Source organism: Salinibacterium sp. TMP30, assembly GCF_038397785.1.
GTDB lineage: Bacteria > Actinomycetota > Actinomycetes > Actinomycetales > Microbacteriaceae > Rhodoglobus.
The window spans coordinates 1,485,253-1,506,476 of record NZ_CP151642.1; the positions used below are offsets into that span (position 1 = coordinate 1,485,253).

Genomic DNA, 21,224 nt, shown 5'->3' on the forward strand with positions numbered 1-21,224 from the left:
CTTCTACTCTACCGCGCACCAAAACGTACCCCACAAACGGGTGCAAACTTTCCCCCACGCCAATGCGCAGATGGCTAGGTGTGAGAGACCTAGCTAGAGTGGAGTTGCCCACCTTACCGGTGCCAAAGGAGTTGCCGTGAAACAGTTTGATGTACCAGCCCTCGTTGAGGCTGACCCGGAAGCGAACGTAACCGATCTCCTGATAGATCGCGTCGCGGCTACGCCAAATAATGCTTTGTTCTCACTCCCTACAGCCGATGGCGGCTGGAGCGATGTCACCTCATCCGAGTTCCTAGCCCGGGTGAAGGCCGTCGCCAAAGGGCTTGTCGCTGCAGGTATTCAGCCTGGCGACAAGATCGGACTCATGTGCAAGACGCGCTATGAGTGGACTCTTATCGACTTTGCGACGTGGTTTGCTGGCGCGGTGCTCGTTCCCATCTATGAGACCAGCTCGCCATCACAGATCCAATGGAATCTTGCCGACTCTGGGGCGGTCGCCATCATCACTGAAACGCCCGATCACTTCGCGCGCTTCGATGAAATTCGCGCTGATGTTCCCCACGTGACCCAGGTGTGGCAAATTGATCTCGGTGATGTAGACAAGCTCGCAGCTTCTGGCTCCGATGTCACCGATGAAGAAATTGAGCGGCGCCGCAACCTGGCGAAAGGTGCCGATCTTGCCACTCTGATTTATACGTCAGGAACTACCGGCAGGCCGAAGGGGTGCGTCCTCACGCACTCCAATTTTGTGGAGCTCTGCCGCAACTCGCAGAAGGCTATTCCCGAGGTGGTCAACCCGGATTCGAGCACGCTGCTGTTCATCACAACCGCGCACGTTTTCGCACGCTTCATCTCGGTGCTGTGCGTCCACGGTGGAGTCAAAGTTGGACATCAGCCCGATACGAAGCTGTTGCTGCCGTCGATGGCGTCATTCAAACCAACGTTCCTCTTGGCTGTGCCGCGTGTGTTTGAGAAGGTGTACAACTCCTCTGAGCAGAAGGCTGAAGCTGGCGGAAAGGGCAAGATTTTCCGTAAGGCAGCTGCTGTCGCAATCGCACATTCGAAGGCCCTGGATGCCGGACACGTGCCCCTCGGCCTCAAGGTTCAGTTCGCAATCTTCGACCGACTCGTGCTCTCGAAGATTCGCACCGCTCTGGGCGGCCGCGTTAAGTACGCCGTCTCAGGTTCGGCGCCGCTCGGACTCCGCCTAGGACATTTCTACCGCAGTCTGGGGCTCACCATTCTCGAAGGCTACGGCCTCACAGAAACCACCGCCCCAATCTCGGTGAACAGGCCATCCAACTTCAAAATTGGTAAGGTCGGTCCCCCACTGCCCGGCGTCTCTGTTCGCATTGCTGAAGACGGCGAAATTCAGGCCAAGGGCGTCTGCGTATTCGATGGCTATTGGAACAACCAAGACGCTACCGACGATGTGTTCGACGGCGAATGGTTCAAGACCGGAGACATCGGCAAGTTTGATGAAGACGGCTACCTCGAAATCACGGGCCGAAAGAAGGAGATCATCGTTACTGCCGGCGGCAAGAATGTTGCCCCCGCTGCTCTCGAAGATCCCATTCGCGCTAACCCGATCATTGGTCAGGTTGTTGTCGTCGGCGAACAGCGTCCGTTCATTTCGGCGCTCATCACCCTCGACGAAGAGATGCTGCCTGTCTGGCTCAACAATAACGGCCTCGATGCAACCTGGAGCTTGGATCAGGCTGCCAAGCACCCGGCGGTGCTCGCCGAAGTGCAGCGTGCGATTGACGTCGGGAATGCAAAAGTTTCGCGAGCAGAATCGATCCGCAAGTTCCACATTCTCGATGCGGATCTCACTGAAGCCAGCGGTCACCTGACACCAAAGTTGACCATCAAACGAAATGTGATTCTGGTGGACTTCGCCGACGTCATCGAGTCGCTGTACTCAAACTCTCCGTCGACGGAGGGTATTTCGCTCAAGTAGTAGACGCTGAGGAGCGATCCTCCGATACAAGGAACCCCCGCAACGTGCGAACACGGCGGGGGTTCCTTGACTCGACAGAAGTAGCGCGGTCTAGTACCAGGTCGCTTTGCGAATGGCGCGCATCGCTTCGCGCTTAGTTTCTGGGTCAAGGCCCTCAATGTAGAGATGCCCATCGAGGTGGTCGGTTTCATGCTGAAGCGCCTGCGCCATTACCCCTTCGCCACTGAGCTCCACGGGACTTCCGTCAAGATCGACACCCGTGACGCGCGCGAAAGGGTACCGCCGACGCAGGAAGTAGAAGCCAGGAACTGAGAGGCAGCCCTCATCCACCAATTCTGGTTCGCCTGAGACCTCAGCAAGTACGGGGTTGATGATGTAGCCGATTTCGCCGTCTATGTTGTAGCTGAATGCCCGCAGGCCCACGCCAATCTGGTTGGCGGCTAAGCCGGCGCGGCCAGGGATTTGAACATTCTCGATCAAGTCACCGATGAGCAGCGCGGCATGCGGGTCACCAACAACAATGGGATCGCATGCGGAACGAAGGACCGGATCGCCAAAGAGGCGAATCTCACGGACAGCCATAGGTTCAGTTAGTCCGAACCTCAGGAAGACCATCCATGACAACGGCAGCGAGCTCAAGCGCAGCATTCTTGGTGAGCTTATTCAGGTCGCGGTAGTGCACCACCGAGCCTGTCGCGAGGCTGGGGTCATACGGCACACGAACGATCTCTCGCACGCGCGACTTGAAGTGCGCCTCGATTTCCTCGAGCTTGACCAAGTTAGTTCCCTGAGTCGCAGTGTTAAGCGCGACCACGGCGTTCTTGACGAGGTCAGCGTGACCATTCGACTCAAGCCACGTGAGCGTTTCGGATGCCAAACGCGCTTCGTCGACGCTGCCACCCGAAACGATGACAATCGAATCGGCTCGCTGAAGTGTCGCCCGCATCACCGAGTGCACAATGCCCGTGCCGCAGTCGGTAATCGCAACTGAATAGAAGCGCTCAGCCATGTCGGCGACGACGTTGTAGTCGCCCTCATCGAATGCTTCTGAGACATGAGGATCCGTGTCTGAGGCGAGAACATCCAGTCGAGTCTCGTCACGGGACACAACAGTCTGGAACTCGCTGAACGTGTGAAGCGATTCTGAGCGCATCACGACATCCCGCACCGTCGCACGGGTTTGCTTGTCGATACGTTCAGCCAACGTTCCGCGGTCGGGGTTGGCGTCAATAGCAATGATTCGGTCTTCGCGAGTGTCAGCCAACGCCATTCCCAACAGGGCAGTGATCGTCGTCTTGCCAACACCACCTTTGCGCGTGAGCACGGGAACGAATCGCGTGCCTCCCGTGAAGGTCTTTGTGATGCGGGTTTCAAGAGCCTTGCGCTCGCGAACGTAGTACGAGTCGCCCAAGTTGACTAGGTGGAACGTCACCGCATAAACAAGCTCCTGCAAGAAACCTTCTGGTGCTGGGCGACGACTCTTCTTGCTCTGGTTGATGAGCCGTTCAGCGGTGAGCATCGTTGCGCTCTCTGGCGCAGGGCGAACTTCGGTGCGCTGACGGCCACGACGGGTCGTTGCATGATCTACCGGGGGAAGATCGGGGATAACCGCGGGCTCATGGGCGGCTTCGGCGGGCATCGTCGCCACCGACGAGGGAACGAAAGAGATCGAGGTGGTCGCCATTGACGCTGGGTCGACATGATGTGCGTTCACCGCAACATCATCAATCGCGACAGCGGCCTCATGCTCGGGAGTCTCCCGAACCTGTGTTGGCAACGACAGCGTAAAGGTCAGACTCTCCGTGCTCGGTGTCTCTTCGACAGTCGAGTCTTTCGAGTCGTAATCGGCCGACGAACTTTTGTCGTCAGCGGACGACTGCACGTCGGGTTCATTGCGCTTAGTAGCCACTTGTTGATCCCTTTCAGAAAGCAAACACACCACTTTACCGCGTAAAGGAGCTAAACATGACAGCCCGATTAAGGACGGTCACGTTCACAGCGTACAAAACTAGCGCTAGCTAGGCTCGATTTCGATCAGAAGATCACCGGCATCCACCTGCTGGGTCTTCGGGATAGCGAGTCGCTTAACGGTGCCAGCAACTGATGCAGTGATTGCTGCTTCCATCTTCATCGCCTCGATCGATGCCACCGGTTGGCCCGCTTCGACCTTCGCGCCTTGCTCGACCTGCAGCGTCACAACACCAGAGAACGGTGCCGCCACGTGACCCGGTTTCGTCGAATCGGCCTTTTCGGCAGACGTCGAATCAACCTTGATGCTGAGGTCACGCACAAAAACGGGCCGCAATTGGCCATTGAGAGTGGCCATGACCGTGCGCATGCCTTTCTCATCAGCTTCACCGATCGCTTCGAGCCCGACGAAGAGTTGAACGCCCTTATCGATCTCCACGACGTGCTCGTTGCCCTGCTGCAAACCATAAAGATAGTCGGTGGTGGCTAACGTCGACAGGTCACCGTAGGCCTCGCGAGCCTTCTCAAAGATTTGCGTCGGACCAGCAAAGAGAAGCCTGTTGAGTGCAGAACGGCGTTCGTTTGGTTCACCGTCGAGAGCAGCCTGATCGTCTTCGCTGACCTCCTCAACGCCAATCTTGACATTACGGCCCTTGAGAACCTTCGAGCGGAATGGTTCCGGCCAGCCCCCCGGCAGTTCGCCCAACTCCCCCGCCATGAAACCAATTACCGAATCCGGGATGTCGTATTTGTCTGGATTCTCTTCAAAGTCAGCGGGGTCGGCGTTCGCTGCAGCCAGAGAGAGTGCGAGATCCCCAACGACCTTGGATGACGGAGTGACCTTGGGCGGACGACCGAGCATCTTGTTGGCCGCAGCGTAGAGGTTCTCGATGGTTTCGAAGTGATCCGCGAGACCCAAAGCGATCGCCTGCTGCCGAAGGTTCGACAACTGGCCGCCCGGGATCTCGTGGTGGTACACCCGGCCTGTCGGCCCGGTCAACCCAGACTCGAAGGGTGCGTACGCGTGGCGGACGGCCTCCCAATAGGGTTCGAGATCGGAAACCGCGTCGAGCGAGATTCCGGTGTCACGTGCAGTGTGGGCAAGCGACGCGATGAGAGCCGACATGGATGGTTGGCTTGTCGTTCCTGCCATTGGAGCGCTGGCGACATCCACAGCGTCTGCACCGGCACGCGAGGCGGCGAGCAGTGTCGCCAATTGTCCACCCGCAGTGTCGTGCGTATGCACGTGCACAGGGGCATCAAATCGCTCACGGAGAGCCGAAACCAGGGTTTCTGCTGCCTCAGCACGCAAGAGCCCCGCCATATCCTTGATGGCCAGCACATGGGCGCCGCTCTCCATGATTTGGTCGGCAAGCTTGAGGTAGTAGTCGAGCGTGTACAGATCTTCGCTTGGATCGAGCAAATCACCCGTGTAGCAGAGCCCAACTTCGGCAATGGCAGTCCCCGTGTTGAGAACAGCGTCAATGGCCGGGCGCATCTGCGAAACATCATTGAGCGCATCGAAAATGCGGAAGATATCGACGCCCGTATTCACAGCCTCACGTACGAAGGCATCCGTGACCTCAGTCGGGTACGGCGTGTAGCCGACCGTGTTGCGCCCACGAAGAAGCATCTGGATGGCGACATTGGGCAGAGCCTCCCGCATTGATGCGAGTCGTTCCCAGGGGTCTTCAGCCAAGAAGCGCAATGCAACGTCATATGTCGCCCCACCCCACGCCTCGACCGATAGCAACTGAGGCGTCAACCGTGCGACGTGGGGCATCACGGCAACGAGATCTCGCGTGCGCACGCGAGTGGCGAGGAGCGACTGATGGGCGTCGCGGAACGTCGTCTCGGTAACCGCAAGGGCCTTCTGCTCACGCAGAGCCGAGGCGAAACCGGCAGGGCCGAGCTCGAGCAGTCGCTGTCGCGAACCCGCCGGTGCCTCAATCGTCAAGTCGACCGCGGGAAGCTTGAGCTGTGGGTTAATGATGCCTGCGCCGTCACCGTTCGGCTGGTTGACCGTAACCTCAGCCAGCCAGGTGAGGATCTTCGTGCCGCGATCCTTAGACCGGTGCGAGTTCACCAGCCACGGTCGTTCATCGATGAATGAGGTACTTAAGTCACCGGCGATGAACTCGGGGTCGTCGAGCACGCCCTGAAGGAACGGGATGTTCGTGGTGACGCCACGGAGGCGGAACTCCGCGAGTCCACGGCGTGCGCGACGCACAGCCGACGCAAAGTCACGGCCGCGGCAGGTCATCTTCACGAGCATGGAGTCGAAGTGCGGAGAAATCTGTGAACCAGCAGAAACCGTTCCACCATCCAAACGGATGCCAGCGCCGCCAGGCGAGCGGTAGGTCGTGATTTTTCCGGTGTCAGGCCGGAACCCACTAGCGGGGTCTTCGGTCGTGATGCGGCACTGCAGGGCTGCTCCGCGCAGCGTGAGCTCGTCTTGACGCAAGCCCAACTCTTCGAGTGATTCACCGAAAGCGATTCGCATTTGCGACTGCACGAGGTCGACGTCGGTGACCTCTTCCGTGACCGTGTGCTCAACCTGGATACGCGGGTTCATCTCGATGAAGACGTGCTCGCCCTTGCGCTCCCCTACGGTATCAAGCAAGAACTCGACTGTGCCCGCGTTGACGTAGTCGATGGACTTAGCAAACGCGATAGCGTCCCGGTACATCGCCTGGCGGGTGCCTTCATCGAGGTTCGGCGCTGGAGCAATCTCGACAACCTTTTGATGCCGGCGCTGAACGGAACAGTCACGCTCAAACAAGTGAATGGTGTTGCCCTGCGAGTCAGCAAGAATCTGCACCTCGATGTGCCGCGGGCGCACAACGGCCTGCTCAAGGAACATCGTCGGGTCGCCGAAAGCACTTTCCGCCTCACGCATGGCAGCTACGAGAGCGTCACGGAGGTCTTCTTTCTTCTCGACGCGACGCATTCCACGACCACCACCGCCGGCAACGGCCTTGGCAAAGATCGGGAAACCGATGTCGTCGGCACCAGCGAGAAGCTCATCGAGGTCTGTGCTTGCCGGTGTCGACTTGAGAACGGGAACTCCCGCAGCAATCGCATGTTCTTTCGCGGTGACCTTATTGCCGGCCATCTCGAGCACCTTCGTGGGAGGACCGATGAAGGCGATTCCGGCAGCCGCCGCCGCGTGAGCAAGCTCGGGATTCTCAGATAGGAAACCGTAGCCGGGGTAAATTGCGTCCGCGCCCGACTCCTTAGCTACCCGAATAATTTCCGAAACATCGAGGTAGGCGCGAACAGGATGCCCTTCCTCCCCAATCTGGTACGCCTCGTCGGCTTTGAGCCGATGAACCGAGTTTCGATCCTCGTACGGAAAAACGGCAACAGTTCGTGCTCCAAGCTCCACCGCGGCACGCATTGCGCGGATCGCGATCTCACCTCGGTTAGCAACGAGAATCTTCTTGAACATTCGGTCCTTCCTGACAAAAAAGAAGCCTAGAGTCATTGAACTCTGGCAGTTTCCTCAAGGGTGCGCAAAAGTTGGTGCAGTTTTAGGTTTCTTAACAGTAGTGAAGGTATCGTCGTTACTCGTGCACGTACTTAGCGTTAGCTCTCTCAAGGGGGGCGTAGGAAAGACGACTGTGACGCTTGGGCTCGCTTCGGCAGCTTTTGCTCGCGGTCTTCGAACCCTCGTTGTCGACCTTGATCCCCAGTCCGATGTGTCGACCGGCATGGACATCGATGTCACCGGTCACCTTAATGTTGCCGACGTGCTTGCTTCTCCCAAGGAGAAGATCGTGCGCGCAGCAATCGCCCCCAGCGGGTGGACCAAGGGGCGCCCCGGAAAGATAGACGTGCTGATCGGCTCACCATCGGCCATCAACTTTGATGGTCCGCACCCCAGCATCCGCGATATTTGGAAGCTCGAAGAAGCTCTCGCAAACGTCGAAGCTGACTACGACCTCGTACTTATCGACTGCGCACCATCGCTCAACGCGCTCACGCGCACTGCTTGGGCTGCGAGCGATCGGGTGTCTATCGTTACCGAGCCTGGACTCTTTTCTGTGGCAGCAGCGGATCGTGCACTTCGGGCCATCGAAGAAATTCGCCGCGGGCTCTCCCCTCGCCTTCAGCCTCTCGGCATCATTGTGAACCGTTTGCGTTCGCAGTCGCTCGAGCACCAGTTCCGCATTAAGGAACTGCGCGACATGTTCGGACCGCTCGTGCTTTCACCGCAACTGCCCGAGCGCACATCTCTGCAGCAAGCACAGGGAGCAGCGAAGCCGCTCCACGTGTGGCCTGGCGAGAGTGCTCAGGAAATGGCGCGCTATTTCGACCAGCTTCTCGACCGCGTAATGCGCGCGGCGAGAATGGGCGAATACAACAACTAGAGCGGTCGCCACGAGAAAATAACCCCAAGCGCCCGGCGGTCGTCGTTGGCGCGTTGGTCGTCGTTGAAGCGTGCCTGCGTGCGAGTCGTATTCGCGCTTAGGAAGCATGGGATGCGCGGCGCTTGGCCAGCTCATCCATGGGGTCTTCACCCTTAACCGTGTCGAGTTCGATGAGGCTTGTTTCGACCTCACGAAGCACTTTGCCTACGGCGATGCCAAATACGCCTTGGCCGCGGCTGACGAGGTCGATGACTTCATCGTTTGAGGTGCACAGGTAAACGCTGGCACCATCGCTCATGAGGGTGGTCTGTGCAAGATCGTGGATGCCGGATTCACGCAGCTGATTCACTGCAACACGAATCTGCTGCAGGGAAATACCGGTGTCGAGGAGTCGCTTGACGAGTTTGAGCACGAGGATGTCGCGGAACCCGTACAGGCGTTGCGAGCCGGACCCTGCGGCGCCCCGAACCGTGGGTTCTACTAGCTCGGTGCGGGCCCAATAGTCGAGTTGTCGGTAGCTGATTCCTGCGGCGCGAGCGGCGACGGCCCCACGGTAGCCTGCGGAGTCATCGAGGTCTGGCATCCCGTCAGTAAAGAGGAGGCCAAGATCGTAGCGTGATGTTTCGCTACGGTTCAATTCACTCATGGCATTGCCCCTCTAGGTTCTGATTCGGCTGGCACGATAAGCAAGCAACCTTCATGTTGAAGTTGACGCTTAGTGTTTCGTGTTACCCCACGGTAGTCACGCCCACCACGTCGATCAACGACATTCGCAAAAACTCGGCGGCGTGTCGTAGTCAGTCGGGAAAAACTGTGCCAACTTCACCCAATCGTAGTCAGCCGAGGCCAAAAAACGATCAACAGATTGACCGTACTACGAATCGAGTCGGCTGAGGGCAGATCGGATAATACTGCTGCGAACAATCTCTAACTGACCAGCAATCTCGCGTGCCATCTCCGCAGCTCGGGCACGACTCGACGCATCCTTGCGACGCGCAACCGGCATCAGTGCACTCTCAATCAGCCCAAGCTCCCGCTCAGCGGCCGCACGAAAACCACGCAAGTGCCGAGGCTCGATACCGCTGCGCTGAAGCTCCACGAGCGATTTGAGTACCGCTAGAGAATCTTCACCAAAAACATCGGATGCCACAATTAGCGACGACGAAATAGCATCGCTCAACAGCATGGGGCTAGCGCCTGCTTCTCGAATCACATCGTCACGCGTGAGTTTGCGCTCCGCAGACAACATGGAGGCAGCCGCGATGGCGCCACCAGGCAGCTCAGGGGTGCGCCCGGCATCCATTTCTTCAAGATAACCACGGATTACCTTGAGCGGCAGATAGTGGTCGCGCTGCATCGAGAGTACAAAGCGCAGTCTCTCCATATCTGCGGAGGAAAACTTGCGATACCCCGACGCTGTTCTCTCGGGCGCTACAAGCTTGCGCTCTTCAAGAAACCGAAGCTTAGATGGCGTGAGGTCGGGAAACTCAGGACTGAGTTTGGCGAGAACTTGCCCAATGCTCAAGAGCACCGGTGCTGGAGTTTGACGCGCTTGACGCGCAACCCCAGCCACTAATTACCAGCCGCCGAGGGAAGATCGCGACGTGACGCATAGAAGGTGAGCTTGTACTTGCCCACTTGGACCTCGGCACGGTCACGAAGGACCGCCGTCGACTCAATGCGGTCGCCAGCGAGATAGGTTCCGTTGAGCGAACCCAAGTCCTTAACCTCGAACGCGGTGCCCTGACGCAAAAACTCAACATGGCGACGCGACACAGTCACGTCATCGAGAAAGATATCCGCCTCAGGGTGACGACCCACCGTGGTGATGTCAGCATCCAAAAGAAAGCGCGCTCCAACATTTGGCCCGCGGCGCACAATTAACAACGCAGAACCTGACGGCAGCGCGGTAATCGCAGACTGCTCGTCGGCCGATACATCCACACCCATCGCTGCAACCTGAGCCGCAAACTCGTGGCTATAGGTTGCCGTGGTGTCGGTGCGCTCGACAGCAGGCTGCGCGGACGTCTCGTTAGCCGACTGTACGTCGGCGCCGTGACCATTATTCATTGACTCAACCATCGCAAACCTCCCTGACTGACCAGCGTATCGGATCGGAGCACTCCTCAACCCCTCGCGATACGAGAAATTCGGACGGATTGTGCGACGTAAATGAAGCCAGCCCACCAATACAAGAACGCACCCCACAGTGCGAAGGCCCAACCGATCGGATCAGTGACCCACTCGATGTCGGGGAACGCCTGCCCGAGCATCAAAATCGGAAGCGCATAGAAGAGCGCCGCTGTGGCCACTTTGCCCAGATGATGTACCGGGAGCGGCCCGAAACCATAATTGGCCGAAATGATTCCCAAGACCACGAGCATGATGTCGCGCGCAACAATCGCAAAGAACAGCCACCACGGAATAACGTCTCGTGCCGCCAACCCAATCAGCGCAGCAAAGATGAAAAGACGATCGGCGGCGGGATCAAGCAACTGCCCCAACCTAGTGATCTGATTGAAACGACGTGCGATGACTCCGTCAAGAAAGTCGCTAAGGCTGGAGACTACAAGCACGATGAGGGCAAGGGCATCCTGTGCCGTCAGAATGAAATAGAGAAACAGGGGCACGAGGGCGAGTCTGATGAAACTCAGCACATTGGGCACAGTCCACACACGATTACTGACGTCGGGTGAACCGCTGAATGCCACCCTCCGAGTGTAGCGAGAGTTTGGGCGAAATGCCGCTATCGCAGTGCGAAGTTGACGGGCATCAGGCGTAGCCTTAAGCGCATGTCCTGCATCCGCTTTAACACTCCGGCGCAGCGGTCCCAACTTCGGGCAATGGCCCCCTCGATGATCACCGCCGAGGAGGCAGCTGAGTCGCACCCCGCGCCAGAAGTTACCGCAACGAAGATCGCGCGGCTTCGGCTTCTCGCCAGCGACGTAAATCCCAAGATTCGCGAGAGCGCGGCCAGCAATCACAACACGCCAGTTGACGTATTTGAGGTCTTGGCGAAAGACTCCGACGACGGCGTACGAGCCTGTGTCGCTCGCAACGAGCACGCACCATGCGATGTGCTGCGGATGCTCGCGCACGATCCCTCGGAGACAGTGCGCGGTTTTTTAGCCACCAACTTCTTTGTTCCAGACAATGCCATGAGTACACTCGCTGCCGACGAAAGCGCCACCGTGCAACGTCTTGTGCGTTGGAAGCACGAACTCGCTAGCGCCTGATGGCCGCCGGGACGGTTCGCGTAGATAGTTGGCTGTGGGCGGTGCGCGTTTTCAAGACACGGTCGCAGGCCACTGCGGCGTGCCGAGCCGGACACGTCAAGATCGGTGGCGCAAGCGTGAAGGCAGCACAGGCAGTTAAAATCGGCGATCAGGTGCGGGTTCGCATCTCAGGTTTCGATCGCATCCTCGTCGTGAAGCAAACCATCGTGAAGCGCGTCTCTGCGATAACCGCAGCAGAGAGTTTCATCGATGAGACTCCCCCACCGCCCTCGAAGGAAGAGATAGCGTTGGCACCCCGGCGCGACCGTGGTGCCGGCCGCCCCACAAAACGCGAACGACGCGAACTTGAGAAACTCCGTGGCCGCGATGAACTGGACTCGCGACCACGCGACGACTAACTCGGTTTGCTAGCTGCCCCCTCGAGCCAGAGAATGTCTGAGTCGTCACGGTGAACACCTGTCGTGCCGACACGCTTTGCATCGGCCGTCTCTCCCCTCTACGACTCGTCCAGGATCTGCTGCATCTGGCCCAGAGCCAAACGCATTCCGTCTTCCATACCCATCTTGGCCATTTCTTCGAGCTGCTCGGCTGACTCGAATCCAGAAACGATCGTTACGCGGGTGCCCGCCGCAATAGGCTCAAAGATGATGTTGGCAGTCGTAACTCCGAGGTCACCTGACGGCTCACCCTGATCGTCGGCAAAGCCGTCTTCGATTATGAGCTCACGCGGGGCTGTGATTGAGACGAAGCGCCACCAGCCGTGCATCCGCTCACCATCAGGACCTTGCATGTAATAGTGGGCCCGACCTTCAGGTTCAAACCCAAATCGCACGAAGGTCGCCGGCCATTCCGGAGGCCCCCACCAACGCTCGAGTTTCCTGGGATCGCTGACGAGTTGCCAGGCTCGCTCAATGGAGGCTGACAGCTCGGCCGTTGTCGTGAGAGTTAGTGCCTTGACATCGGTTTGGGTCGTGACGTTCATTACTTCACCGCTCCTTTACTCATCGTTGAGCACATCACCCATGCGTAGTGCTCGTTGCTTCCACACCTCTTCAAAGTGCGAAAGAAGTTCTTGGATGCGATGGATTGATCTCGGGTCGCCGCTCACAATTTGCTCGCGACCGCTGCGTTCCTTGGAGACAAGACCCGAAGACTGAAGCACAGCAACATGCTTTTGCACAGCAGCGAAGCTCATGTCATAGCGTTCGGCCAAGCGCGAAACCGAAATGCCTTCGTGCATCACTCGAGTAATGATGTCGCGACGCGTGGCATCAGCGAGGGCACGAAACATCGCGTCCACATCCGCATCCGCATCCGCATCCGCATCCGTCAACTCATATACAACCATTTGGTTGTATATTATTCCCGTTGGAATGAGAAGACAAGGGCCAACCGAGAAAAATTCGACCTACGCGGCTAAAGCTTTCGAATGGTGAGAATCTGTTCTGCCCGCCCGAACGGGCCATCGGTGTCGTGCAGAACCGTCGAAGTAAGGCCAACACCATCCGTACCGAAGTTGACGGCGTTTTCTAAGCCAAGCCATTCCCCGGTCGGAACGCGATACAGGTGGATCTGGAGGTCGACATTCGGGAACGCGTAGCCGCCCTCACCAGGCTTGACCCGCGTAGCTATTCCATTGCTCGTATCGACCAAGCCTGCTAGCCGCGCAAAGTCACTTACCGGTTCGCTCGTGAGCAATGGATAGGGGGTGCGCAACCAGGCCCGGCCGCTACCCGCAGCATGGTCAGGTAGCGGACATACTTCGATCGAACGAATGTACCCACCGGGCCACTCGGCAAGACTCAGCGGCTCAGCGGCATGGCCACGGTCGGGCATCCGTGAGTCAACAATGCCGTGGACTTCGGTCGTATCGGATGTTTGCAGTCGCCACGCGGTGGCCCGCACTGCTACACGGCCCCCCGCGATCAACTCGGCTTGCACCAACTCAATCGTGCGACCGGGTCGAACCATCGAAGGGACGATCTCAAACTCACCGTCTGGGATCAACCCAAGAATCTCGTAGCTGATCCGAGCGATACGCAGTCCGGACCGCGCTTCGAATGACTCCAAGACATGAGCCATGATGCCGGCGACCGGCGCCATATGTTGCTCGTGCGGATTCCATGCACCCTGTGCGTGGATCGTCGACTCAAAGTGGCTGTCATCGTGCCGCACGTAATACGACTGCGCTATAGGTGTCACAGCACCAGCCTAGCCAGCTAGTGCGAGCGCAGCTTATCGATCAAGTCACCCTTGTTGAGAGGCGAGTAGCCGTGGAGATCGAGTTCACGCGCGCGAGCTTTCAACTCCTTCACTGTCCACTCTTCGTACGGCCCTGATTCGCCACCTCGTTTGCCTATTTCCGAGCGCCCCTCATTGGCAGCAGCGTTTGAGATGCGCGCCGCTTTTTCTTTCGAGGCACCGTCGTCGCGCAACTCTTCATAGAGTTCGGGATCCTTGAGTCGTGAATTCTTGTCGCCAGGCATAGCTCAAAACTCCTTAATGGCCGCGCTGACCACACGGCCTTTTCGTGCGCCCAGACTAATCTGGAGTGAAGCGTTTGCGAAACAGCGCTCATTAGAACAGCATCGGCTGGGGCATCGCCCGCGCGGCCAGTTCGGGCGGCAACTCTTCGGCGATCAATGAGCGCTCACCGTTAGTGTCACCGGTACGAAGCTGCGCTCGCGAACCTACGATGCCCGTCGCTGGGTCGAGCACCGTTCGCTCTAAACCGTATCGACGGATGATCGGCCGCAGTTTTGCCGCAAGCCACTGCCTGTACTCCTTAGGCGCGTACGTTCCCCGCGCGTACATGGAGTGATATCGCTGAACTAATTCTGGATGAGCAGTCTCTAGCCACTGGAAATACCACTCCTTGGTGCCGGGCTTCAAGTGCAACGCTGAGTAGGTAATCGAAGTGCCACCAGCAGCCTTCACCCGGGCAACAGCACGTTCAAGATGATCCCGGGTGTCGGTGAGAAACGGCAAAATGGGCATCAGGAACACCGCGCAATCGAGACCAGCCTCGCGCACCGCCGTGACCGTCGCCAACCGCGCTTTCGCCGTTAGCGTGCCTGGCTCGACCGACTGCTGCAGCTCGTCATCGTAGATCGCGATCGACAGGCCTATATCGACCGGCACGTGTTCGCTCGCCTCGGCAAGCAGCGCAAGATCTCGCCGCAGCAGCGTTCCCTTGGTGAGGATGGAGAGCGGCGTGCCGGAGCCTGCAAGTGCGGCGATGATCCCGGGCATCAACCGATAGCGACCCTCTGCACGTTGATAGGGATCGGTATTGGTGCCCAAAGCGACCGGATGCCGGCCCCAGCCCGGTTTGCTGAGCTCCTTTGCAAGCACCTCAGCCACGTTGACTTTGACGATGATCTGAGTATCGAAGTCTTTGCCTGCGTCAAGATCAAGAAACTCGTGCGTTGGGCGGGCGAAACAATACGTGCACTGGTGGAGGCATCCGCGCATCGGGTTGATGGTCCACCCGAATGGCATATCGCTGGCGGTCGGAACCCTATTGAGAGCACTCTTTGCGAGCACTTCGTAGAAGGTTACGCCCTCGAAGTCTGGGGTGCGTACGGTGCGGACAAGATTATTGAGGCGTGCGAGCCCCGGCAGCGCGTTGGGCACTTCGCTACTGACCTGCTGTCCACTCCACCGCATAACCGAATTCGAACATATCTTCGAATGTTGCGCAAGCGGGCACGCTGGTCAGACGCTATCTCGTGAAAGCGCGCGCGAGCCTTCGGTGGCGAGAAAGGAATTGTGGGTCGCCAAACCCACGGCTGTACCGCGATGCGCCTCCGGCATCGCTGTCGACGCTGATATCGTCATAGTCGTGTTTTCTAAAGTGACTGTCCCGACAACTCTCCAGACGCGTGATGGGGAGATGATTCTTCGGTATTCAGAACTGGGCGACATCGACACCATCCTCCAACTATTGGCGGATGACCCTGTCAGCGCCCTTCGCGGTGACACCGCGCGCCCCGAAGACCGTCCCGCTTATGAGAAGGCTTTTCACGCCATCGCGACTACCCCGGCAAACGCTCTGCTCGTTGTGGTTGCCCCATCGGGTGATGTCGTCGCAACTATGCAGCTGACCGCCATCCCGGGAATGGCCCGACGCGGTTCGCACCGACTTCAAGTCGAAGCCGTACGTGTTGCCGCAAGCCAACGCTCCGCGGGCATCGGCGGCGCCATGATGCGCTGGGTCATCGAAACCGCAGCGCCCGCGCTTGGTGCCTCCCTCATCCAGCTCACCTCTGATGAAGCGCGCACCGACGCCCATCGCTTCTACAAAAAGCTCGGCTTCGAGGCTTCGCACATCGGGTTCAAATACACCATCAAGCTATGACAGGCGTCCCGCTCGTCGAGGCGGGTCGGCGGTATCGTGCGCCCGCGTGCTCGGCAGGCAATCGATCTCCCCTCCCGTGCAACTTATTGCGCAACGTGCCTTCCACATATTCCTGTGGGTAGAGCCCCCGCTTACGCAGCACGGGGATGACATGGTCAACAACGTCTTCGAAGGTGCCGGGAGTAATCGCGTAGGCAAGGTTGAACCCATCAACATCGGTTTCTTCGACCCAGTCTTGCAATTCATCCGCGATTTCTTCGCCCGATCCGATAATGAAGGGGCCTAATCCCCCAATTGCGCCGAGCCGGGCGATGTCGCGAACCTTCCACTCACTCCCGTCGTCGTTTGCCTGCTGAAAATTGGCGACAGTCGACTGGATGGCATTGCTCTTGACGTTGCCGATGGGTTCATCGAGGTCGTACTGCGAGAGATCGATTCCCATCCAGCCAGACATAAACACGAGCGCACCTTCCTCACTGGCGTAGCTCAGGTAGTCGGCATATTTCGCGTGAGCCTTCTCTGACGTCGCGTCGGTGATGATTGTCAGCAGGGTGTAAATGCGCGCGGAGTAGCGGTCGCGGCCTGCCGCTTCGAGGGCGTCCCGAATCTGCGCCACCGTCGCTTTAAGGCCCGCTTTCGTTGGCGAGGCAACAAAGATCGCTTCGGCGTTTCCGGCGGCGAACTGGATGCCGCGGGGTGAAGCACCCGCTTGGTAAATCACAGGAGTTCGCTGCGTCGACGGTTCTGACAAATGGATGCCGGGAACCGTGAAGTGTGTGCCCCGATGGTCGATGTCATGAACTTTGCTTGGATCAGTGAACACGCCCGATTCGCGGTCACGAATCACCGCGTCGTCTTCCCAGGACCCCTCCCACAGTTTGTAGAGCACTTCGAGGTACTCGTCGGCGTGATCGTAGCGGTCATCGTGCTCCCGTTGGTCGTCGTTTCCCATGTTTCGGGCCGCGGACGGGAGATATCCGGTGACCACATTCCACCCGACTCGACCCTTTGTGAGGTGATCGAGCGTCGACATACGACGGGCAAAGGGGTACGGATGCTCGTACGCCGTGCCGGCGGTAATTCCGAAGCCCAAGTGCTCGGTCACGTGAGCCATGGCGGAGACCAGCAGCAGTGGATCGTTGACGGGAACTTGCGCTCCGTGACGGATGGCCGCCTCGTTCGACCCCGCATAGACGTCGTACGTGCCGAGCACATCGGCGATGAAGATGCCGTCGAAAGTGCCACGCTCGAGCAGTTGGGCGAGTTCGGTCCAGTAGTCGAGGTCTTTGTAGCGCCACGATTGGTCGTCGGGGTGGCGCCACATTCCGGAGGACTGATGAGCGACGCAGTTCATGTCGAAGGCGTTGAAACGGATTTGTCTAGGCATGCCACCATCGTGGGCCGGAAGGTCAACTGGCGCACACTTCAGCGAAACAATTGACGAAATACAGAGACATAAATCGACACATTCTCGCTGCATCTGGCATTGCCGCGCACGCTTGACTGCATCCCCCTATCTATCGGATGGACGAATGCAGACAACAGAGCAACAACATGCACCCGCACGCAACGACGAGGAAAACTCGCCGGGACCCATCGCGCTGTCAGGCGAAGTTAGCGTCGATGATTTTGCGCGGGTATTTCGCCAACACCCCGGAGGTGTTTCCGTGATAACAGCGGACTCCCCCGCTGGACCTGTTGCGCTCACCGCTACCTCAGTTGTTTCCGTGAGCGCCGTGCCACCATTACTTGCCTTTTCGATTAGTCATCGCGCGTCAACGGCAGAAAGCATCCGAAGTGCACGCTCGTACGTTGTGCACTTTCTCGGCAGAGATCAACTCGAAATCGCCCAGCTGTGCGCGACCAGCGGAGTTGATCGCTTTGCCGACAGACAATTGTGGGCGAGACTTCCCACCGGAGAGCCGTACTTTCCGAGCGCACCAGCATGGGTCGTGGGAACCCGGATCAATCAGCTCGACGCTGAGGCTGCCTCACTCATTCTGGTGCGGGCGACTGAATCGCATGTCGATTCCGACCCAGATAGCGTCCAACCCCTCGTCTACCACAATCGCGGTTGGCACCATTTAGGTCGGCACTCTCGTGTGGAATAGGCTGCGGTCGCCAGCGATTGCTGGGCATCAGTGGCAACTCCGATTCAGCGAGACTGTCCCTGTTGCTGCCTCGGTGAAGTCTCCCCGCTGGGGCGTGGACTAATGCGGAGGATACGGCTCAGGTGGAGCTATTGCGGCGTCCGCTGATAAAGCGCAACAGCCACACAATGACCGCGACGACCAGCAAAACGATGCCAACCCAGAGCAGCCATTGAACCGCCTGCACGAAACCCCCAAAGAAGATAAGGATGATCGCGATGATACCGATAACGACAACTAATCCTGTCATGTCAATCACATTCCGTTCGTTTAGTGCAACCTAAGGAACAGCGCCAAGGTTGCCCGTGATGGTTGATTTTGTCCCAGCAAGAGTTAGTTGGTATTCGCTAAATTGGGCCGTTACCTCTCCGGCGACCTAGCGACGGCGCTGGCAACTGACGCAACCAGTCGTGAAGCGTCGCAGTCATCTCAGCGGCAATGCGGCGCTCGATCGGGTCATTGACAGCGGAGACCGGCTTTGCTCTCGAATCGCCGTCGTCAAGCACGAGCAGTTCGGTCGGGAACGTCCGGGTCATAGTCATGACGACTCGCCCGAGACGCCAATCAACGAGGCCATGTCAATTGGCTGAGTGTCCCCAAATTCGCCGCTGTCGCGCGTCTCGGAATCGAGACCCTCTCGTGGAACATCGCCGTTGGCGTTGGCGAGAAAGTCGACTGATTGATCGCGCATTTTGTCCCCTTCGCTGTGAATAAATCACTGCCGGGGACTGGGGCAGAAACATTGACTACCGCTCCATTCGGCCACAGAATGGCGGTTCTGTCAAATAGGGAGCGGACAGACGAACTCTCACTCGCTTACGAGCGGGCATGCCGGTTGTGATCGCTCGCACAGTACAGTGGTGGTTAGCTTTATGAATTTCTTGGTGGCCTGCGATCTAGAACCTCGTTGCTCGTCAGGGTTTTTCCGACAATTTGGGCGGTGCGATCGTGAGAGTTCTTGTCAGCGTTTCGGCCTCCGCAGTCGCTGTCCGGGTCGCCTCGTGTGGATGAGCTACAGGGTTCTGAGCCTGGACGGCCATTAGCGCCGGGAGCAGGTGGCGCTAATAGCGATCTATGTTCCCGATTTGTCGATTTGCTTCCCATCACTGGCGCGTCGATTTCCGTTTTAGACGAGGCAGGTAACCAGTCGACGATCTGCGCCAGCGATGACACTGCTGCGCAGCTGGAAGCGATGCAATTTGAGTTGGGCGAAGGGCCTCATTGGGAAGCTCTCCGCACTCGGCGTCCCGTCTTGGTGCCAGATCTGCGCTCAGCGGGGCATTCTGAGTGGCCGATTTTTAGTGAGGCCGTACTGGAGACAGGAGCCGGTGCACTGTTTTCGTTGCCATTGTCGTTGGGAGCTGTCACGATCGGCCTAGTCGATTTGTATTGCTCGGTTCCGGGCAATTTAAGTACGAGCGACCTATCGGCCGCGCTGAACCTTGCCGGTAGCGTCACGCTTCCGGCCGCACGAATGGCAGTCCAGTCAGCAGGCCACGAAAAGACTTCTGAGTCAACAGGTGAGGCTCCTGAACTTCGGCGGGACGTACATCAGGCCACCGGAATGATCCTTGTGCAAATGAACGTGAGTGCAACGGAAGCATTCCTTCTCCTGAAAGCACACGCGTTCTCTAGCGGCCGCACTGTGCTGGAGGTTGCTCAGGACGTGGTTGCCCGCCGACTTGATTTCGGTACGGCGGCAGAATGATGCCGATATCATCATTTACAACATGTGGGAGGCAGCAATGAGTGAAACGTCAAGGGAAGGCAGGATCAGTGCGGCGTTCGTCAAACTTGCCGACACGTTGATAGCTGATTACGACGTCGTTGATTTGTTGGATACTCTGCTGCTGGAGTGCACCGAGATCCTCGACACCGACGCTGGCGGGCTAATGCTTGTCGACGCGGTGGGTAGCCTGCAAGTTGTCGCCTCCACCAGTGAGCGGGCCGACTTCGTAGAATTGATGCAGCTGAATGCCGGAGCTGGCCCGTGCATTCAATGTTTCACGACCGGTAAAGCGGTCGTTGTTGCGGACATCGATGAGTCCGGTACTCAGTGGCCCAAATTTCGCACTGCAGCATTGCAGCGAGGGTTTCGTTCCGTGCTCGCAACGCCCATGAGGTTACGTGGAGAAGTGCTCGGCACTATGAATCTCTTCAGCACGCACAGTGGCGCGATGAATCCACGCGACGCGGCAGTCGCGCAGGCACTGACAGATGTTGCCACGATAGGTATTCTGCAAGAGCGACACATTCGAGAAACCGGCATAGTCTCTCAACAACTTCAGCGTGCATTGAACAGCCGAATATTGATCGAGCAAGCCAAAGGCGTTCTCTCGCAGACTGCCTCGATTGATATGGATGAGGCGTTTGCCTTGCTGCGCACTTATGCGCGAAGCCGCAACCTCAGCCTGCACGCGGTCGCCGAAGGAGTTACCGACCGCAGCCTCAACATCGGGACCAACGAGCACCCCGGCGGCGTTACCCTCATCATGGCGGACTCCCCGAAAGCCCCATAGTGCGCTACTAGCAGCGTCAATTAGCTCTACATCGGATCAGTGTCGCTCGTTCACAAGTGAGTCATGCGCGGTCGGCCGCTTCAGCGGTTTCCTCGCCGCCCCAACTTTCAACGAGTGTGATTCGACCGCGCGAGTCACGAATCGCGAGCACGAGCGCAATGATCGCGGTGGCGATTCCGATTACTCCTAGGGGATTCGCGATCCCGATAGCGATGCCCAGCGCGGGCTCTGTGGGACCACTGATGATTGTCTGCAACCCACGCGGTGTTGAATCGGGGATTGTGAGTCCCAACAAGAATCCACAGACCCCTGATGCGATGAGAAGTGCCTGCGTCATGGCGCGAGTTTCGAACCCACGACGTGCTGTGTGTCGAACCGCTAGCCCCGTGAGCACCAGCAAAACGGCAAAGATTATCCCCAGGGTTGCTGCGTAAGCGATCGTGAGTTCGCCACCAATGCCAAAGAGATGTCGGCCGAACGAGATCCACCCAGCCACTGCGATGCCAGCAACGATCACCACAACACCGGTACGACCTGACCGCGAGACCCCAGGCGTTGCGCGAACTCGAATTGCGCTGTACGTCATCATGCTCCCCCGTCACCGTGCTCGCCACAATCGTAGCGATGCGAGGGCGCATATGGTTTCTCAATCGCGCGG

The 21,224-nt window shown here is 58.3% G+C and carries 25 protein-coding genes; 8 read left to right on the forward strand and 17 right to left on the reverse strand.

Annotated features, from left to right (window positions below):
• Window positions 1–136: 136 nt before the first annotated feature.
• Entirely contained in the window at window positions 137–1,960 is a 1,824-nt protein-coding gene (locus tag AADH44_RS07255; protein WP_341952033.1) for a long-chain fatty acid--CoA ligase, read from the forward strand.
• Window positions 1,961–2,050: 90 nt separating this feature from the next.
• On the opposite strand, the gene AADH44_RS07260 is transcribed toward AADH44_RS07255, so the two are convergent.
• The 3 genes from AADH44_RS07260 to AADH44_RS07270 form a co-directional block, all read right to left on the reverse strand.
• Window positions 2,051–2,542, reverse strand: a complete 492-nt coding sequence (locus AADH44_RS07260) for a peptide deformylase (RefSeq protein WP_341952034.1) — start codon at window positions 2,540–2,542, stop codon at window positions 2,051–2,053.
• Window positions 2,543–2,546: 4 nt separating this feature from the next.
• The gene (locus tag AADH44_RS07265) at window positions 2,547–3,869 is read right to left on the reverse strand and encodes a MinD/ParA family protein (RefSeq protein WP_341952036.1); all 1,323 of its coding nucleotides are present in this window, start codon (window positions 3,867–3,869) and stop codon (window positions 2,547–2,549) included.
• 105 nt (window positions 3,870–3,974) lie between these two features.
• Entirely contained in the window at window positions 3,975–7,379 is a 3,405-nt protein-coding gene (locus AADH44_RS07270) for a pyruvate carboxylase (RefSeq protein ID WP_341952038.1), read from the reverse strand.
• A gap of 121 nt (window positions 7,380–7,500) precedes the next feature.
• On the opposite strand from AADH44_RS07270, the gene AADH44_RS07275 reads away from it, so the two are divergent.
• Window positions 7,501–8,301: a ParA family protein gene (locus AADH44_RS07275; protein ID WP_341952039.1), complete on the forward strand. Its 801-nt coding sequence runs from the start codon at window positions 7,501–7,503 to the stop codon at window positions 8,299–8,301.
• A gap of 97 nt (window positions 8,302–8,398) precedes the next feature.
• On the opposite strand, the gene AADH44_RS07280 is transcribed toward AADH44_RS07275, so the two are convergent.
• The 4 genes from AADH44_RS07280 to AADH44_RS07295 all read right to left on the reverse strand — a co-directional run bounded on the left by AADH44_RS07280 (window position 8,399) and on the right by AADH44_RS07295 (window position 11,012).
• Window positions 8,399–8,947, reverse strand: coding sequence for a MerR family transcriptional regulator (locus AADH44_RS07280; protein WP_341952040.1), 549 nt, complete (start codon window positions 8,945–8,947; stop codon window positions 8,399–8,401).
• Window positions 8,948–9,175: 228 nt separating this feature from the next.
• Window positions 9,176–9,874 (reverse strand): MerR family transcriptional regulator, encoded by a 699-nt coding sequence (locus AADH44_RS07285; RefSeq protein WP_341952042.1) that lies wholly within the window; start codon window positions 9,872–9,874, stop codon window positions 9,176–9,178.
• Window positions 9,874–10,383: an FHA domain-containing protein gene (locus AADH44_RS07290; protein WP_341952043.1), complete on the reverse strand. Its 510-nt coding sequence runs from the start codon at window positions 10,381–10,383 to the stop codon at window positions 9,874–9,876. Before AADH44_RS07290 ends, AADH44_RS07285 begins: the two co-directional genes overlap by 1 nt.
• Window positions 10,384–10,427: 44 nt before the next feature.
• Entirely contained in the window at window positions 10,428–11,012 is a 585-nt protein-coding gene (locus AADH44_RS07295; protein WP_341952045.1) for a CDP-alcohol phosphatidyltransferase family protein, read from the reverse strand.
• Window positions 11,013–11,093: 81 nt separating this feature from the next.
• Here AADH44_RS07295 and AADH44_RS07300 point away from each other — a divergent pair, with 81 nt between their 5' ends.
• On the forward strand, window positions 11,094–11,537 hold the full coding sequence (locus tag AADH44_RS07300) for a hypothetical protein (RefSeq protein WP_341952046.1): 444 nt from the start codon (window positions 11,094–11,096) through the stop codon (window positions 11,535–11,537).
• Window positions 11,537–11,935 (forward strand): RNA-binding S4 domain-containing protein, encoded by a 399-nt coding sequence (locus AADH44_RS07305; protein WP_341952048.1) that lies wholly within the window; start codon window positions 11,537–11,539, stop codon window positions 11,933–11,935. The genes AADH44_RS07300 and AADH44_RS07305 overlap by 1 nt, the downstream gene beginning before the upstream one ends.
• Window positions 11,936–12,033: 98 nt before the next feature.
• On the opposite strand, the gene AADH44_RS07310 is transcribed toward AADH44_RS07305, so the two are convergent.
• The 5 genes from AADH44_RS07310 to AADH44_RS07330 form a co-directional block, all read right to left on the reverse strand.
• Complete coding sequence (locus tag AADH44_RS07310; RefSeq protein WP_341952049.1) at window positions 12,034–12,519, reverse strand: SRPBCC domain-containing protein; 486 nt, start codon at window positions 12,517–12,519, stop codon at window positions 12,034–12,036.
• A gap of 15 nt (window positions 12,520–12,534) precedes the next feature.
• Window positions 12,535–12,885 carry a metalloregulator ArsR/SmtB family transcription factor gene (locus AADH44_RS07315; protein WP_341952051.1) on the reverse strand — a complete coding sequence of 117 codons (351 nt, stop codon included), beginning with the start codon at window positions 12,883–12,885 and terminating at the stop codon, window positions 12,535–12,537.
• Between the two features lie 68 nt (window positions 12,886–12,953).
• On the reverse strand, window positions 12,954–13,739 hold the full coding sequence (locus tag AADH44_RS07320; protein ID WP_341952052.1) for a thioesterase family protein: 786 nt from the start codon (window positions 13,737–13,739) through the stop codon (window positions 12,954–12,956).
• Window positions 13,740–13,756: 17 nt separating this feature from the next.
• Window positions 13,757–14,023 (reverse strand): Rho termination factor, encoded by a 267-nt coding sequence (locus AADH44_RS07325; RefSeq protein ID WP_341952054.1) that lies wholly within the window; start codon window positions 14,021–14,023, stop codon window positions 13,757–13,759.
• A 91-nt stretch (window positions 14,024–14,114) separates the two neighbouring features.
• On the reverse strand, window positions 14,115–15,206 hold the full coding sequence (locus AADH44_RS07330) for an Rv2578c family radical SAM protein (protein ID WP_341952055.1): 1,092 nt from the start codon (window positions 15,204–15,206) through the stop codon (window positions 14,115–14,117).
• A gap of 226 nt (window positions 15,207–15,432) precedes the next feature.
• Between AADH44_RS07330 and AADH44_RS07335 the strand changes: the two genes are divergently transcribed.
• Window positions 15,433–15,897 (forward strand): GNAT family N-acetyltransferase, encoded by a 465-nt coding sequence (locus AADH44_RS07335; RefSeq protein ID WP_341952057.1) that lies wholly within the window; start codon window positions 15,433–15,435, stop codon window positions 15,895–15,897.
• Here AADH44_RS07335 and AADH44_RS07340 read toward each other — a convergent pair.
• A complete protein-coding gene (locus AADH44_RS07340) occupies window positions 15,887–17,284 on the reverse strand; it encodes an LLM class flavin-dependent oxidoreductase (protein WP_341952059.1) in 1,398 nt (465 codons plus the stop codon). The genes AADH44_RS07335 and AADH44_RS07340 overlap by 11 nt on opposite strands.
• Window positions 17,285–17,429: 145 nt before the next feature.
• Between AADH44_RS07340 and AADH44_RS07345 the strand changes: the two genes are divergently transcribed.
• The gene (locus AADH44_RS07345; protein WP_341952061.1) at window positions 17,430–18,008 is read left to right on the forward strand and encodes a flavin reductase family protein; all 579 of its coding nucleotides are present in this window, start codon (window positions 17,430–17,432) and stop codon (window positions 18,006–18,008) included.
• A gap of 118 nt (window positions 18,009–18,126) precedes the next feature.
• Here AADH44_RS07345 and AADH44_RS07350 read toward each other — a convergent pair whose 3' ends face one another.
• The 3 genes from AADH44_RS07350 to AADH44_RS07360 all read right to left on the reverse strand — a co-directional run bounded on the left by AADH44_RS07350 (window position 18,127) and on the right by AADH44_RS07360 (window position 18,738).
• Entirely contained in the window at window positions 18,127–18,297 is a 171-nt protein-coding gene (locus AADH44_RS07350; protein ID WP_341952063.1) for a hypothetical protein, read from the reverse strand.
• Between the two features lie 97 nt (window positions 18,298–18,394).
• On the reverse strand, window positions 18,395–18,589 hold the full coding sequence (locus AADH44_RS07355; RefSeq protein ID WP_341952064.1) for a hypothetical protein: 195 nt from the start codon (window positions 18,587–18,589) through the stop codon (window positions 18,395–18,397).
• Entirely contained in the window at window positions 18,586–18,738 is a 153-nt protein-coding gene (locus tag AADH44_RS07360) for a hypothetical protein (RefSeq protein WP_341952065.1), read from the reverse strand. The genes AADH44_RS07355 and AADH44_RS07360 overlap by 4 nt, the downstream gene beginning before the upstream one ends.
• Before the next feature lie 312 nt (window positions 18,739–19,050).
• On the opposite strand from AADH44_RS07360, the gene AADH44_RS07365 reads away from it, so the two are divergent.
• Window positions 19,051–19,755, forward strand: coding sequence for a GAF and ANTAR domain-containing protein (locus AADH44_RS07365; protein WP_341952066.1), 705 nt, complete (start codon window positions 19,051–19,053; stop codon window positions 19,753–19,755).
• A gap of 37 nt (window positions 19,756–19,792) precedes the next feature.
• A complete protein-coding gene (locus AADH44_RS07370) occupies window positions 19,793–20,566 on the forward strand; it encodes a GAF and ANTAR domain-containing protein (protein WP_341952067.1) in 774 nt (257 codons plus the stop codon).
• Between the two features lie 61 nt (window positions 20,567–20,627).
• Here the strand turns inward: AADH44_RS07370 and AADH44_RS07375 are convergent, their stop codons facing one another.
• Entirely contained in the window at window positions 20,628–21,152 is a 525-nt protein-coding gene (locus AADH44_RS07375) for a hypothetical protein (protein ID WP_341952068.1), read from the reverse strand.
• Between the last annotated feature and the right edge of the window lie 72 nt (window positions 21,153–21,224).